Genomic DNA, 15,075 nt, shown 5'->3' with positions numbered 1-15,075 from the left:
CATGAAGCTCGCCGTTCTCACCCCCAATGTCACCGCCCTGGCCCAGCCCTCGGCCAACGACATCGCCGAGCTCGCCCGCCGCGGCTACCGCTCGATCATCGGTAATCGCCCCGAAGGCGAAAGCGATGACCAGCCCGCCTGGACCGAGCTGGAAGCGGCGGCGGCCGCGCACGGGCTCGAGGCCCGGCACATCCCGGTCGTCATAGGCCAGATCACCGACCAGCAGGTCGAAGAGTTCAGGCGCTCGCTGGAAACGCTGCCGAAGCCGATCGCCGTCTTCTGTCGCAGCGGCACCCGCGCCGCGCTGCTGTGGGCCCTGGCCAACCAGGCCAACCTCACCGTCGACGAGCGGATCGGGATCGCCGGCAAGGAAGGCTTCGATCTCGAGCCCTTCCGCCAGCGCCTGTCGCGGGAGGATGGCAGGGCCGATGCCGACGGTTCGAGCGGCTGATGCTCGACACCCTCCACTATGCCCTGGGCCTCCTGTCCGGCAGCCTGGTCGGCTTCACCCTCGGGCTCGTCGGTGGGGGGGGCTCGATCCTCGCCGTCCCCTTGATGGTGTATCTGGTCGGCGTTCAAAATCCCCATGTCGCCATCGGCACCAGCGCCTTCGCAGTGGCCGTCAACGCCGCGATGGGCCTCGCCAACCATGCCCGGGCCGGCACGGTGAAATGGCGCTGCGGCCTGATGTACGCCGGTGCGGGCGTCATCGGCGCTTTCTTCGGATCGACCGCCGGCAAGGCGTTCGACGGGCAGAAGCTACTGTTCCTGTTCGCGATCGTGATGATCGTCGTCGGAATCCTGATGCTTCGCCGCCGCAAGCATGAGGGCGATGCGGACGCCCTGTGCCAGCGCTCCAATGCCGGCAAGGTGCTGGGCGCCGGCCTCGGCACCGGTGGCTTTTCCGGATTCTTCGGGATCGGCGGCGGCTTCCTCATCGTGCCCGGCCTGATCGCCTCGACCGGCATGCCGATGATCAACGCGGTCGGCACCAGCCTCGTCGCGGTGACGGCGTTCGGGCTCACCACGGCCGCAAACTATGCCTTTTCGGGCCTTGTCGACTGGGTGCTTGCAGGCGTCTTCATCGCCGGCGGCGTGATCGGAAGCCTTGCGGGCACACGCGTCGCCAGGCGTCTGTCGAGCTCTGGCCACCTGACCGGCATCTTCGCCGTCCTCATCTTCGTGGTCGCGGCCTACATGCTGTGGAAGAGCGCGGGGACGATCTTCTAAGCCCCGGATTGCCGCTGCGCTGCCGGCTCCTTCCCGCCTCCTAAGCCGGCGATGGCTCGTGCTGTTCGAGGGCGTCGGTGAAGCGGCGGCGCCACCACAGGACGTCCTGCTCGCAGATCACGGTGAACATCGCCTGCCAGCGGCGAATCCGTTCGGCCTGGGGCATGGCCAGCGCGGTGCGGATGGCGTCGGACATCTCCTCGGCGCTATAGGGATTGATCAATAGCGCCTCGGTCAGCTGGGCCGCCGCGCCGGCGAAGCGGGACAGGATCAGCACGCCGGGATCGGCCGGGTCCTGCGCGGCGACGAATTCCTTGGCGACGAGGTTCATCCCGTCGCGGATCGGGGTGACCAGCGCGATCCGAGCGGCGCGATAGACCCCGGCCAGCACGGCCCGCGAATAGCCCTGGTTGACGTAGCGGATCGGCACCCAGTCGAGATCGGCATGGGCCCCGTTGATCCGGCCGGACAGCCCTTCCAGCGTGCTTCGGATCCGCTGGTAGCTTTCCACCGTAGCGCGCGAAGGCGGCGCGATCTGCAGCAGGAAGACTTCCTTCCGCTCCTCGGGATTCTCGATCAAGAAGCGCTCGTAGCCGAGGAAGCGTTCCTCCAGGCCCTTGGAATAATCCAGCCGGTCGACCCCGACGATCATCGCCCGGCCGTTGGCGCTTTCGTGCATCTGGCGCATCGTGCGCTGCGCTTCCTCGCCCTTGGCGAGCGTCGCGAACTCGTCGCTGTCGATCCCGATCGGGCAGGTGATCAGGCGGATCTGGCGCCCTTCGAGGCGGAGGATGCCATCGGCATAATTGCCGCCGCTTTCCAGCACCACGAAATCGACAAAGGACTGCAGCCACTCCTCGGTGTGGAAGCCGATCACGTCATAAGCGAACATGGTGGCGACCAGCTCGGTCGCCTCGGGCAGCGTCAGGAGGAGGCGGCGGGGCGGCCAGGGGGTATGGAGGAAGAACCCCACCCGGTTGCGGCAGCCGCGCTTGCGCAGCTCCTGGCCCAGCGGGATCATGTGATAATCCTGCACCCACACCATGTCGTCGGGCTCGATCAGCGGCACCACCGTCTCGGCGAAGCGCTCATTGGCGCGCTGGTAGCCGCCGGCATAGCCGCGTTCATATTCGGCGAGGTCGACGCGATAATGGAACAGCGGCCACAAGGTGCGATTGGCGTAGCCGTTGTAATATTCCTCGACGTCCTGCTCCTCGAGGTCGACGGTGGCGGTGGTCACCCCGTCGTCCCGGTGAAAGCTAATCTGGCCGGTGAATTCGTCCGTCACCTCGCCCGACCAGCCGAACCACAGCCCGCCGCTTTCGCGCAGCGCCGAGGTCAGCGCCACCGACAGCCCGCCCTGCGCGCCGGCCGCGCCCCCGGTTGCGGCGGACACGCGATTGGAGATGACGATCAGTCGGCTCATCGGATGGAGCTCCATGGCTTGCTGAGCAGGACGGCGCAGTTGATGGTCCCGACCAGCGAATAGGTTTGCGGGTAATTGCCCCACAACTCGCCGGTTTGCGGGTCGATGTCTTCCGACAAAAGGCCGGCGCCGGTCCGGCGCGACAGCATTTCCTCGAACAGCGCGCGGGCGTCGGCCTCGCGTCCGGTCGCCTGGAGCGCCTCGATCAGCCAGAAGGTGCAGACGTTGAAGGCGGTTTCCGGCAGCCCGAAATCGTCCTCGGTGGCGTAGCGCAGCATGTGCGAGCCGCGCCGGAGCCCCTGTTCGACCGCTTTCAGCGTGCCCGTGAAGCGCGGGTCGTCGGGGGTGAAGAAGCGCAGGTCGAGCAGCTGGATCAGGCTTGCATCGAGGTCGTCGCCCTCGAAGGTGGCGGAGATGCGCTGGGTGTCCTCGCGCCAGGCGGCCTCCTCGATCCGCGCCCGGACGGCGGTCGCGCGCCCGGACCAGTGGCCGGCCCGCTCGTCGAGGCCGAGCGCGGCGGCGGCATGGGCCAGCCGGTCGCAGGCCGCCCAGCACATGGCGGCGGAATAGGTGTGGACGTGGCGCCGCGTGCGAAGCTCCCACAGGCCGGCATCGGGCTGGTCGAACAGTTCGAATGCCCGGTCGCCGACCCGTTCCAGCGAAGCGAAATCCTCGGCCGTCGCCATGCGGAGCAGGCGGTGGTCGAAAAAGGCCTGCACGTTGGACAGGACGATCTGCCCGTAGGCGTCGTGCTGCACCTGTTCATAGGCCTGGTTGCCGACCCGCACCGGTCCCATGCCGCGATAGCCGGGGAGACCATTCTCGATCCGCTCTTCCAGCCGAGCCTCGCCGCTCAGCCCGTAAAGCGGCTGGATATGTCCCCCGCGCGCATCGTCGACGATGTTGCGCAAGTAGCCGAGATAGCCTTCGAGCACGTCCAGCGCGCCCAGCCGGTTGAGCGCCTGCACAGTGTAATAAGCGTCGCGGATCCAGCAATGGCGATAGTCCCAGTTGCGCTGCGATCCGGCATGTTCGGGGATGGAGGTGGTCAGCGCAGCGACGATCGCGCCCGATTCCTCATGCTGGCACAGCTTGAGGGTGATGGCGGCGCGGATCACCGCTTCCTGCCATTCGACCGGGGTCGCCAGGCCGCGGACCCATTCCTGCCATTCCCCGGCGGTGCTGGCGAGCATCTCGCTGGTCGAGCGCGACAGGTCGTCGGTGAAAGGCTCGTCGGGGCCGAGGAAGAAGGTCAGCGGGCGCTCGAGCCGGAACAGCCGTTCCTCGCGCACCAGGGTCACCGGCGCGTCGGTGGTCAGGCGCATCGGCAGGGTGGGCAGTGCGAAGCGGATATGGTTGGACCCGCCGGGCAGCGGCTCGGCAGACTCGCCCCAATTCTGGGTCGGGCGCAGCCGCATCCTGATCCGCGGACTGCCGCTGACCGGCCGCACCAGGCGCACGAACGCAGCCGGGCGGTAGGTCCGCCCGAGCCGCCGGAAGCGGGGGCAGAAGTCGGTGATCTCGATCGCGTTGCCGGCGGCGTCGGTCTTGCGGGTGACCAGGATCGGGGTGTTGCGGACGTAGGACTGCTCGACGCTGGATTCCCCGTCGAGGTCGATCGCCCACATGCCGCGCTCCGCCTGTTCGCCGCCGAGCAGGCTGGAGAACAAGGGATCGCCATCGACCCGGGGCACGCAGGCCCAGACCATCGCGCCCGCGCGGTCGACCAGCGCGCTGACCTGGCAATTGCCGATCGGCCAGAGATCGAGCGAACTCATGACATTTCCTCGCATGCATCGTTCAGCCAGCGGTGGACCTCGGCTACGTCGCGCAGCCGGTGGGTCGCGGCCGTGTCGCGTTCTTCCCCGACCAGGATACCGGACCCGCCAAGGTCGCGCACCACGGCAAAGCCATGCTCGTCGGTCAGGTCGTCGCCGATGAAGACCGGGCGGTGCCCGGCATGATCGGGCCGCTGCATCAGGGTCTGGATCGCGGTCCCCTTGTCGCCGTCGGCCGGCTTGATCTCGAACACCATCTTGCCCGGCTGGACCTCCATCCCCGTGCTGAGCGCGACACGCGTGACGGCGGCGCGGCAGGCGTCTTCGGCGCCGGGTGCCTCGCGGTAATGGAGGGCCGCGCCCAACGGCTTCTCCTCGAGCAGCACGCCGGCATGCTCGGCCTGCAACCCGCGCAGGTGGCGAAGTCCTTCCTCAAGGGCGGCGGAGCGGGGCGCCGTTTTCGTGCCGAGTTCGAGCCCGTGGCTTCCGGCCACCGCGACCTCCAGCGGCGCGATCCAGCGGCGGACGTCGGCCGCCGCCCGGCCGCTGACCAGGGTCAGGCGCCCGGCCAGCGCCGCCTGCAGCCGCTCCAGCAGCGGCAGCAGCCCGGGCGCGATCGTGATCGCGTCGGGCCGGTCGGCGATCGGGACAAGGGTGCCGTCGAAATCGAGGAACAGGGCAGCGTCCCGCAGCAAGGTCGGCGGCGGCGTGGGTAGGGGCATGGTCCTCGCGGTGCGTCGTGAAAGGGGGAACAGGCACGCGGCCGGCGCCGGCGTCGCAAAGGATGAACGACAACCCGCCGTGGCTGTTCCGAACGAACCGACCGCGACGCGGAGCGGATCCGGCGTCAGAACGGGAAGAAAGCGTGGATGGCGATCACCGCCACGACCCAGGTCAGCAGGTTCAGCGGGATGCCGAGCCGCACGAAATCCATGTAGGTGTAGTTGCCCATCCGATAGACCAGCACGTTGGTCTGGTAGCCGAACGGCGTCGCAAAGGCCGCGCTTCCGGCGATCATCACGGCGACCAGGAAGGGCCGTGGGCTGACGCTCATCGCCTCCGCCACCGACACCGCGAGGGGTGTGAACAGCACCGCCACCGTGGCGTTGGACAGGATCTCGGTCGCGAACAGGGTCGCTCCGTAGAGCAGGATCAGGGCCAGCAGCGGGCTCAAGCCGTCGAGCGAGCCGATCATCACCTCCGTCGCCGACTGGGCGAGGCCGGTTTCCTCCAGCGCGATGCCGAGCACCACCATGCCGGCGATCAGCATCAGCACGTCGGGACGAAGCCCCTGGTAGGCCTCGTCCGCCGTAATCACCCGCAACAGGATCAGGAGGATCGCGCCGGCAAAGGCCGAGGCGGCGATCGGGGCCGCGCCCCAGGCGGCAACCGCCACCACGCTGACGAACACGAGGAGCGCCGCCGCGGCCTTGGCCCGCTGCAGGGGCCGCCGCTCGGCAAAGGCCGCCGCAACGCCGATCTGGCCTCCGGCAAGGCCCGGCTCGTCCATCCGCCCGGTTGCACGGTCGTCGGCATCCTCGGAGTCGGCGCCGCGAACCAGCAAGCGGCTGAACAACAGCAGATAGACACCGCCGGCGAGCGCGACGCAGACGCCGACGGGGGTGATCTCGAACATGGTGAAGCGCGGCTGCCCGGCCAGCGACGCCATGTCGTTGACCAGCAGGTTGGTCGAGGTGCCGATCAGGGTGCACCCCCCTCCCAGCACAGCGGCGTAGGACAAGGGGATCAGGAAGCGCTTTGCGGAAAAGCCGAGCGACTGCGCGACGTCGCGCACCACCGGGGCCGCAAGCACCACGATGGGTGTGTTGTTGAGAAAGGCCGAGGCGCTGCCGCACAGCGCGATCATCAGCCACAGGCCGGCCCGGCCGATCCGCTGGCACAAGGCCCGCAGGCGGTCGATCGCGGCATCGAGCAGCCCCGACAATTCCATCGCGTAGGCGATCACGAAGAGGGAGGCGAGGGCGATGATCGCCGGGCTGGCGAAAGCCGCCTGGACCTCCACCGGCCGGACCACGCCGGCCGCCAGAAGCACCGCTGCGCCGGTCAGCGCGACGACGTCGGAGCGCGTCCGGTCCATGATCAGCGCGGCCACCACCGCAACGAGCACGAAAAGCGTCAGGGCCTGGGCCGCCGTCATCCGTTGATCGTCACTTCTCCCTGGGCCCGAGGCGGCTCTGTTACACAGGTGCGCTGGGCATGCTACGGATGCCACGATGCTTCGTTCCGCCCGATTGTCGCCGATCCTGTTCGCGTCGCTTGCACTGGCGGCCTGCGGATCGCCCCAGAACAGCCCGGAAAATGATCAGGCCGCAACGCCGATAATTCGGCCGGCGGAGTCCGGCGAGGCCTCGCTTCCGACGGTCGACCGGCCGCTCGAACGGCGCGACCTGCTGCTTGCCGTCGCGGAGGCCGGCAGCAATCATGCGCTCGGACTCGACGACAAGGCCGAGCAACAGAAGCTAGACGGCCGCACCTTTACCCTCCGCATCCGGCTGTGCGGCGATGCTGCCAATCTCGCCCAATCGTTCGACGAGGCGAGAAGGGTCCTCAAGGTCGAGGTCAAACCCGACCTGGCGATGGACAGCGCGATCGTCCGGCAGGTGAGCCCGCAGGCCGTGGCGGTGGAGGGCTTCTGGATCCCGCATCCTTATTTCCTCCAACCCGGCTGCCCGCGCGCGGCCGCGCAAGCTCCGGCGGAAGGCCAGCCGCCGGCGCCGCCTGTGCGGCAGATGGTCGGGATCGCCCAGCTGTTCGGGCCCGAGGACCGACGCGCCGACCAGCGCGGCTCGCGCCCCTACAGCATCACCGAGGAGCTGGCGGAAGGCGAGGCGCCCGAGGCGATCGACCTCATCCTCCAGGGCCGCCTCGAACGCGCCGGGTCGGGAAAGGCGATCACCTGCGTCGATTCGCCCGCTGGCGACCAGCCGGCCTGCCTGATCTCCGCCCGGTTCGACCGGGTCAGGATGGAAACGCTGTCCGGCCGGTCGCTCGGCGAGTGGAGCCGGAGCTGATCGCCTAGTCCTGCGCGCAGATCTCGCGGAAGCCGGCGGCCATGAAGCGGGCCATGCGGTCCTTTACCGCGTGGAAGTCGTCCGACCGGCACAGGCCACCCGATAGCTTGTCGATGCGGCCGGTGCGGGCGAGGGTCAGCATCAGCGCGCCGGTGACGAAGTGATAGCCCCAGAAGATGTCGGAGCGGGAACAGTTCGGCAGCGCCCGCTGCAGCAGGTCGATCAGCCGCAGGACGACGGGATCGAAATGCTGGTCCATCAGGTCGGCGCCCCATTCCGGGGTGTTGGCGACCTGCGCGCCGAGCTTGGCATAATTGCGCCACCCCTCGCCGCCGCTGATGTAGGTGTCGAGGTCGGTATCCAGAAACGCGTGAAGCGCGCCTTCCACCGTGACCTTGTCGCCGACCGAGGCCTCGTAATCGTCGAGCGCCTTCATTCGCCGATCGCTGGTGACCACCGCGCGGCGGGCGAAGACGGCGTCGAACAGCGCCTTCTTGTCGCTGAAATAATAGTTGAGCAGCGTGTGGTGGACCCCGACCTGCTTGGCGACGTCCTTCAAGGTGACGCCGTGCAGCCCGTGCTTGGAAAACAGCTCTTCGGCGGCGTCGTAGATGGCTTCCATCGTCTCGGCGCGTTGCTCGGCCTTGCGGGAGCGGCGAACGGGTTTGACTGCCTCGGTCACGCCCCTGTCCTGTGCTGCGCCGCAGCATTGGTCAAGCCGCCTGAGCCGCTTCAAAAGATATTCACACGCGAGTGAGCGTGCATTGACTTAGGCAGTCGGCTGCTGTCCATTATCGCCCGAAGGCAGTGGAGGCGTCGGCGGCTTATGAGCGTTCAGGCGGAGCAGATAGGCACAGGCGCGGCACCGGCCCGGCGCCGAAGCCCGAGCGTGATCCTGATCACCCTCACCTTTGTATACGTGCTGAACTTCCTCGACCGGCAGCTGCTGGCGATCCTCGCCAAGCCGATCCAGGACGAATTGCAGATCACCGACGGGCAATTGGGGCTTCTGGGCGGGCTCTATTTCGCGATGTTCTATTGCTTCATCGCCATCCCGGTCAGCTGGGTTGCCGACCGCACCAACCGGGTCGCGGTGCTGAGCCTAGCCTGCGGGATCTGGAGCGCGGCGACGATCGCCTGCGGGCTGGCGCGGACCTATCCGCAGCTGGCGCTGGCGCGAATGACGGTCGGGTTCGGCGAGGCTGGCGGCGTTCCGCCCTCCTATGCGCTGATCACCGATACCTTCCCGCCGGGCCGCCGCGGCATGGCGTTCGGAATCTACAATCTGGGACCGCCGATCGGGGCCGCGCTGGGAATCGCGCTGGGCGCGTCGATCGCCGCCGCCTTCAACTGGCGCGATGCCTTTATCGGGATCGGGGTGGTCGGGATCGTCACCGCGCTGGCGCTGCCGTTCTTGGTGCCCGAACCGGCCAAGGGCGCGAGCGACGGGCGGGTCGGTGAGCCGATGGGCCATGCGCCCTTCTGGGGTACGGTGAAGTCCTTCTTCGCCAATCCGGTGCTGAGCCTCGCCGCCTTCGGCAGCGGCGCGACCCAGTTCGTGACTTATGGCCTGGGCAATTTCGCGGTGCTGTTCCTGATGCGGGAAAAGGGCATGACCCTGTCCGAAGTCGCGATCTGGTATGCGCTGGTGATTGTGGTCGGCATGGGCGGCGGGATGCTGGCGTCGGGTCGGATCATCGACAAGGTGACGCGGGCCAGCCGCCGCGGCTTCGCGATCCTGCCCGCCGCCTCGCTGGCAATCGCCATGCCCTTCTATCTCGCCTTCGTGTGGGCGCCGTCGTGGCCGCTTGCGCTGGCGCTGCTGACGGTGGTCATGTTCTTCAACTATTTCTACCTGTCCTGCTCGGTCACGCTTGTGCAGGAGGAAAGCGCCCCCAACCGGCGCGTGCTGGCGGGGGCCCTGCTGCTGCTGGTGATGAACTTTATCGGCCTCGGGCTCGGGCCGACCTGGGTGGGCGCGGCGAGCGACTGGTTCGCGGCGCGCGGGTCCACCAACAGCCTGCAGCTTGCGCTGTACACGCTGACACCCTTCTACGTGATCGCCATCGCCTTGTTCCTGCGCCTCGCACGAACTCTTGGGCGGCAAGAGGAAGCCCGGGCATGAGCAAGCTGCTGTTTTCCCTCGCGATGATCGCCGCGAGTCCTGCCGCGGCGCAGGTCGTGAACGCCCCGGCCGGGACCGTGCGCGGCACGACCTCGGGCAGCCTTAGCGTGTTCAAGGGCATTCCCTATGCCAAGCCGCCGGTCGGCGACCTGCGCTGGCGCCCGCCCGCGGCGCTCGAGCGGTGGAGCGGCGAGCGTGCCACGACCGCCTTCGGACCGGCCTGCGTGCAGCCGTCGGGCGGTGCGCCCAACATCTACAATGGCGTCACCTTGCCGATGAGCGAGGATTGCCTGTCGCTCAACATCTGGACCCCGGCCAAGGCCCGCAACGCGCCGGTGATGGTGTGGATTCACGGCGGATCGCTGCTGACCGGAAGCAGCCGCGAGGCGCTGTACGACGGGCAGCGGCTGGCCGAGCGCGGCATCGTGGTAGTCTCGATCAATTATCGCCTCGGCGTGCTCGGGTGGCTCGCCCATCCCGACCTCGGCAAGGAGAATGCGACCGGCCGGTCGGGCAATTACGGGCTGATGGACCAGATCGCGGCCCTGCGCTGGGTGCGGAAAAACATCGCGGCGTTCGGCGGCGATCCGGCCAAGGTGACGATTGCGGGCGAATCCGCGGGCGGCCTCAGCGCGCTCTACCTGATGACCTCGCCGCAGGCGCGCGGACTGTTTCGCGGGGCGATCGCGCAAAGCTCCTACATGATCTCCATGCCCGAGCTGAAGCGCGCGCGCTTCGGGCTTCCGGCGTGGGAGGTCGGCGGCCAGTTGCTCGGCCAGGCGCTAAAGGCCCCATCCATCGCGCAGATGCGCAAACTGGACCCGGCGGCGCTGACCATCGCGGCGACCGCGGGCGGGTTCTTTCCGTTCGGCGTGGTCGATGGCGAGGTCCTGCCGCAGCAGATGGTCGACGCCTTCGACCGCGGACAACAGGCGCGGGTGCCGGTGCTGGCCGGCTTCAACCAGGGCGAAATCCGCTCGCTGCGGATGCTGGCTCCGAAGAACGCCGCCAGTCCGGCCGACTATGAGCGCGAGATCACGGGCCGCTATCGCGACCTCGCGCCCGCCTTCCTCCGGCTCTACCCGAGCGCCGACCATGCCGAAAGCACGATCGCCGCGACCCGCGACAGCCTGTACGGCTGGACCTCCGAGCGGCTTGCGCGCAAGCAGACCGCAGTCGGTCAGCGCGCTTATCTCTACCTGTTCGATCATGGCTATCCGGCTGCGGACGAGGCCGGGTTGCATGCCTTTCACGCGTCCGAGCTGCCCTACACCTGGGGCACCTTCGACGGGACGCCGCCGCGCTGGCCCAAGGTGCCGGCAACGGCGGCAGAGCGGCGCTTGTCGGACACCATGATCGACTATTGGACCAGCTTCGTGCGCACCGGCCGGCCGGTAGCCCAAGGGGCGCCCGCCTGGCCGGCTTATGGCACGGCGCAGAATTACCTGTGGTTCGCGCAAACACCGACGATCGAGCGCGACCTGTTCCCGGGCATGTTCGAGTTCAACGAGACGGTGATGTGCCGCCGCCGCGCGGCAGGCAAGGACGGCTGGAACTGGAACGTCGGTGTGCTTGCGCCGGAGATCGCGCCGCCCGCCGCCGGCTGCTGAGTTCAGGCCGCGCTGGCGTAGTCGGCGCGCAGGCGCTGCTTGTCGATCTTGCCGGTGGTGGCGAGCGGCATGGCAGCGACCTCGATCACCCGGTCCGGGATCCACCAGTCGGCGACCCGGCCCTTGAGCAGGGCGAGCAGCTCCGCCACCTCGCCGCCGGCCGAGCGTTCGACCACCATCAGCGGACGTTCGCCCCAGCGCGGATCGCTCCGGCCGATCACCGCGACGTGCCGGATCGACGGATGGTCCCCGACGATCGCCTCGATCTCGGCGGGATTGATCCACTCGCCGCCCGATTTGATCAAATCCTTGGAGCGACCGCAGATGATGAGGTTGCCGCTCTCGTCGATCAGGGCGAGGTCACCGGTGTCGAAATAGCCCTCGTCGTCCAACGCGTCGCTGTCGGCGCCGAGGTAGCGGTCTAGGACGCTTGCACCGCGGACCTTGAGGTGGCCCTGTTGCCCGCGCTGGTCGGCCAGCGTCGCGCCATGCTCGTCGGTCAGCTTGAGGTCGAGGCCGATGGCGGGTCGTCCGGAGGTCCCTGCGGTGGCCGCTTCGCCGGGCGGCGACATGGTCCCGATCGGCGATAGCTCGGTCATTCCCCAGCTGGTCTGGACCCGCGCGCCAAGCCCTTGCTCGAGCCGGCGGAGCAGCGCTTCGGGGCAATTGGAGCCGCCGATCAGCACGCGCTCCAGCTTCGGTAAACTAGTCCCGCTGCGCTCGAGATGGTCGAGCAAGCCGAGCCATACGGTCTGCACGCCGACCGCGACCGTGACCTCTTCCTCGGACATCAGCCGGGCGAGGCTGGCGCCGTCGAGCTGGCGGCCGGGGAGCACCAGCTTGGCCCCCACCGCAGGCGCTGCGAAGGGCAGGCCCCAGCCATTGGCGTGGAACATCGGCACCGCGAGCAGCAGGGTGTCGCTGGCGGTCAGGCCGACCACGTCGGCACCGAGCGCGCGCAGGGTGTGGAGGTAATTGGAGCGGTGGGTGTAGGGAACGCCCTTCGGCGCCCCGGTCGTCCCCGACGTGTAGCAGAGGCCGGCCATCGTCTGCTCGTCGAACCGGCCCCAGGCATAGGGGCTGCCGGACTGTTCCAGCAGTTCGTCGAGCGAGCCGGCGCCGCTTTTATCGAGGATGATCAGGTGGCGGAGCCCGGCGCACAGCGCCATCAGCTCCTCGCCAAGCGGCAGGAGGTCAGCGGCAACGGCGAGAACCCTGTCGTCGGCTTCGGTCACCATGGCCGCAAGCTGGGCGGCGGTCAGGCGCGGGTTGAGCGTGTGGCAGACCGCGCCCATTCCCATCACCGCGAAGTAGAGCTCGAAATGGTGGCGGCTGTTCCAGGCCAGCGACGCCACCCGGCTTCCCTCGCCGACGCCAAGGCCGGCAAGCGCCCCCGACAGCCGATTGGCGTGTTTCTGCACCTCGGCATAGGTGGTGCGCTCGGCCGCGCCGTCGGGGCGGGCCGACACGATGTGCCGCGTGCCGAACCATTTGGCGGCATGCGTCAGGAAGCGATCTACCGTCAGCGGATAGTCTTGCATGGTGCTCGCCCGGAGGATGACCGGGATGCGCCGCGAAGGGCGTGCGCATCCCGGAAGAGGGTGCGGCTTAGAAGGACTTCTGCACTTTCAGGCCATATTGCCGCGGCGATCCCGCGAAATAGAGCCCGCTGTTCAGCGCCGCCGGAAAATGCTGATCCGTGAGATTGGTCGAGTAAGCGGTCAGCGTCAGGGTGCCGCTGCGAAGCGCGACCTGGGCGTTGACGATGTTGCGCTCCGGGATCCGGTCGCCGCGGGCAGGATTCTGGAACAGGGTCGCCCACTGCTTGCCGATGTGTCCGAAATTCACCCGCGGAGTCAGCACCGTGTCGCCGCCGAGCGCAAAGTCGTAGCTTGCATTGGCGTTGAAGGTGAAGTTCGGCGCATAGGTCTGGTCGTTGCCTTGGAGGTTGCGGCACAGCGTGGTTTCCGGGCCGCTCTCGGGGAGGCATGGCGACAGGCTGAGCGTCCCGCGCTGGTCGAGCGCGAAGAAGCGGCCGATCTTGCTGTTCAGCACGTTCATGCCGAGGCCGAGGCTGAGCGCGCCGAAGCGGGCCTCGATCTCGCCCTCGATGCCGGTGATCTTGGTCGTGCCCGGCACGTTCACTTCCAGCCCGAACACCGGCAGAGTCGGGTTGCCGATGATGACCTGGAAGTCCTTGTAGCTGTTGTGGAAGGCCGCAACGGTGGTGCGGATCCGGCGATTGGCGAAATAGCCCTTCCAGCCGAGCTCGTAGGAGGTCACGGTCTCGGGGCCGAACGGTGCCGGCGTGCCGAGGCCCACCGGAACGTTGAGGCCGCCCGGCTTGAAGCCGGTGGCGATGAAGCCATAAACATAATGGTCGCGGCTCGCTTCCCAGCCGAGCGACGCCTTGTAGGAAAAGTCGTCCGACTTGGTGAGCTGCTCGGCGACCAGCGGCACGCCGAACTGCAGGATGTCGACGTCGTTGCGGCTGCGGCTGGCGGTGTAGCGACCGCCCAGTTCGACCTTGAGCTGCGGGGTCAGCGCGAAGCCGATCTGACCGAAGGCTGCGAGTGAGCGGTTGGGGTTGATGCCCTGCAGGCGATATTCGCTGGCCGCGCCTGGGGCCGAACTGTTGTCGCTGACGAACTGGAACGGAGCCTTGAAGTCATACTTGTTCCAGGCCCCGAAGGCCCCGATCAGGTAGGTGAAGCGGCTGGTGTCGGGCGAGATCAGCGTCACTTCCTGGCTGAACTGGCGCTCGTCGACGCTGTCGAAGAAGGTCCGGTCGGCGGTGACGGGCGTGAGTGCGGCGGTGCCGTCGAGGTCGGCACGATATTTGGTGTTGCCCTTGGAATAGCCGCTGACCGAGCGCAGCTGCATCCCGCCGGCGAACTCGTAATTCACCCGCAGGATAGTGCGGTAGAATTTGTCGCGGGCTTCCTGCGGCGAATTGAGGCTGATGTCGTAGAGGTCGCGATAGGTCGGGTTGGGCGTCGACGAGCCGATCGGGAAATTCTTGTAATAATCGCGGAACGGGGTGGCCGGATAACCGCCCATGTCGAGGTAGACGAGGTCGGTCTTGGACAGGATCGTCAACTGGCTCGACGGCTTCCACAACAGACTGAGGCGGCCGGCGATGTGACGCTGGTCGCCATTGTTGCCGGTGTAGGGCGCGCCGCCCGGGCCGGTGATGTCGTAGAAGCCGTCGCGGCGCAGCCCGTAGACGGCGACGCGCGCGGCAAAGGTGTCACTGACCGGCAGGTTGACCGCGCCTTCGAAGCCGGCCTGCGAATAATTGCCGACATTGGCGCTGACGTAGCCGCGATTGCCGCCGCCGATGATCGGGTCGTTCGAGTTGACGAACACCGCGCCGCCGGTCGCATTCTGGCCGACGATCGTGCCCTGCGGCCCGCGCAGGACCTGGACGTTGGCGACGTCGTAATAGGGTTCGAGCTGGAAATAGCCGGGGAAGGTCGGTGCGCCATCGCGATAGGTGATGACGCCGGTCGCGGTCTGGGTGTTGTGCTCGCCCTTGCCGATACCGCGGACGTTAAAGTCGATCCCCTGGCCGAAGTTGTTGACCACGATGCTGGGGGTGCCGAACTGCAGTGCATCGACGTTGCTGATGCCCTTTTCGGCAAGGTCGGTGCCGGACAGGACCGAGCCCGACAGCGGCGTGCGCTGGAGATTCTCGCTGCGGCGGCGGGCGGTGACGATGATCTCGCCCTGCGTCGGTGCAGGCGCTTCCGCCTGCTCGGTCGAGGCTCCGGGATCAGCCGGCGGCGGCGTCTGCGCCGAGGCGGTGCCAGTCCAGGCGATTGCGACCATCGACGCGCCGATCAGGCGATTGCGGATCCCCATTGTCCCCTCC

At 67.9% G+C, this 15,075-nt stretch carries 12 protein-coding genes; 5 read left to right on the top strand and 7 right to left on the bottom strand.

The genetic code is table 11. The features are described from left to right. The first annotated feature begins 1 nt into the window (after position 1). On the top strand, positions 2–451 hold the full coding sequence (locus GGQ97_RS02270) for a protein tyrosine phosphatase family protein (RefSeq protein WP_168067448.1): 450 nt from the start codon (positions 2–4) through the stop codon (positions 449–451). Next, positions 451–1,230 (top strand): sulfite exporter TauE/SafE family protein, encoded by a 780-nt coding sequence (locus GGQ97_RS02265; RefSeq protein WP_425338706.1) that lies wholly within the window; start codon positions 451–453, stop codon positions 1,228–1,230. Before GGQ97_RS02270 ends, GGQ97_RS02265 begins: the two co-directional genes overlap by 1 nt. 40 nt (positions 1,231–1,270) lie before the next feature. Here the strand turns inward: GGQ97_RS02265 and GGQ97_RS02260 are convergent, their stop codons facing one another. From GGQ97_RS02260 to GGQ97_RS02245, 4 genes are all read right to left on the bottom strand, one after another. Further along, complete coding sequence (locus GGQ97_RS02260) at positions 1,271–2,656, bottom strand: alpha,alpha-trehalose-phosphate synthase (UDP-forming) (RefSeq protein ID WP_168067447.1); 1,386 nt, start codon at positions 2,654–2,656, stop codon at positions 1,271–1,273. Next, on the bottom strand, positions 2,653–4,434 hold the full coding sequence (locus GGQ97_RS02255; protein ID WP_168067446.1) for a glycoside hydrolase family 15 protein: 1,782 nt from the start codon (positions 4,432–4,434) through the stop codon (positions 2,653–2,655). Before GGQ97_RS02255 ends, GGQ97_RS02260 begins: the two co-directional genes overlap by 4 nt. After that, positions 4,431–5,156, bottom strand: coding sequence for a trehalose-phosphatase (gene otsB / locus GGQ97_RS02250; protein ID WP_168067445.1), 726 nt, complete (start codon positions 5,154–5,156; stop codon positions 4,431–4,433). Before otsB ends, GGQ97_RS02255 begins: the two co-directional genes overlap by 4 nt. A gap of 125 nt (positions 5,157–5,281) precedes the next feature. Beyond that, positions 5,282–6,592 (bottom strand): SLC13 family permease, encoded by a 1,311-nt coding sequence (locus tag GGQ97_RS02245; RefSeq protein ID WP_168067444.1) that lies wholly within the window; start codon positions 6,590–6,592, stop codon positions 5,282–5,284. Between the two features lie 76 nt (positions 6,593–6,668). Between GGQ97_RS02245 and GGQ97_RS02240 the strand changes: the two genes are divergently transcribed. Beyond that, positions 6,669–7,466, top strand: a complete 798-nt coding sequence (locus tag GGQ97_RS02240) for a hypothetical protein (RefSeq protein ID WP_168067443.1) — start codon at positions 6,669–6,671, stop codon at positions 7,464–7,466. 4 nt (positions 7,467–7,470) lie between these two features. On the opposite strand, the gene GGQ97_RS02235 is transcribed toward GGQ97_RS02240, so the two are convergent. Further along, a complete protein-coding gene (locus tag GGQ97_RS02235) occupies positions 7,471–8,148 on the bottom strand; it encodes a TetR/AcrR family transcriptional regulator (RefSeq protein WP_342448425.1) in 678 nt (225 codons plus the stop codon). Positions 8,149–8,355: 207 nt separating this feature from the next. On the opposite strand from GGQ97_RS02235, the gene GGQ97_RS02230 reads away from it, so the two are divergent. Both GGQ97_RS02230 and GGQ97_RS02225 read left to right on the top strand, forming a co-directional pair. Next, positions 8,356–9,591 carry a spinster family MFS transporter gene (locus GGQ97_RS02230; RefSeq protein WP_342448424.1) on the top strand — a complete coding sequence of 412 codons (1,236 nt, stop codon included), beginning with the start codon at positions 8,356–8,358 and terminating at the stop codon, positions 9,589–9,591. Further along, on the top strand, positions 9,588–11,201 hold the full coding sequence (locus tag GGQ97_RS02225; RefSeq protein WP_168067441.1) for a carboxylesterase/lipase family protein: 1,614 nt from the start codon (positions 9,588–9,590) through the stop codon (positions 11,199–11,201). The genes GGQ97_RS02230 and GGQ97_RS02225 overlap by 4 nt, the downstream gene beginning before the upstream one ends. A 2-nt stretch (positions 11,202–11,203) precedes the next feature. Here GGQ97_RS02225 and GGQ97_RS02220 read toward each other — a convergent pair whose 3' ends face one another. Continuing rightward, entirely contained in the window at positions 11,204–12,742 is a 1,539-nt protein-coding gene (locus GGQ97_RS02220) for an AMP-binding protein (RefSeq protein ID WP_168067440.1), read from the bottom strand. Between the two features lie 67 nt (positions 12,743–12,809). Beyond that, the gene (locus tag GGQ97_RS02215) at positions 12,810–15,065 is read right to left on the bottom strand and encodes a TonB-dependent receptor (protein ID WP_168067439.1); all 2,256 of its coding nucleotides are present in this window, start codon (positions 15,063–15,065) and stop codon (positions 12,810–12,812) included. Positions 15,066–15,075 lie beyond the last annotated feature (10 nt).

Source organism: Sphingomonas kaistensis (genome assembly GCF_011927725.1).
Classification (GTDB): Bacteria; Pseudomonadota; Alphaproteobacteria; order Sphingomonadales; family Sphingomonadaceae; genus Sphingomicrobium; species Sphingomicrobium kaistense.
Note: the sequence above shows the minus strand (reverse complement) of the source record. Positions and strands in the feature narration are given on the sequence as shown.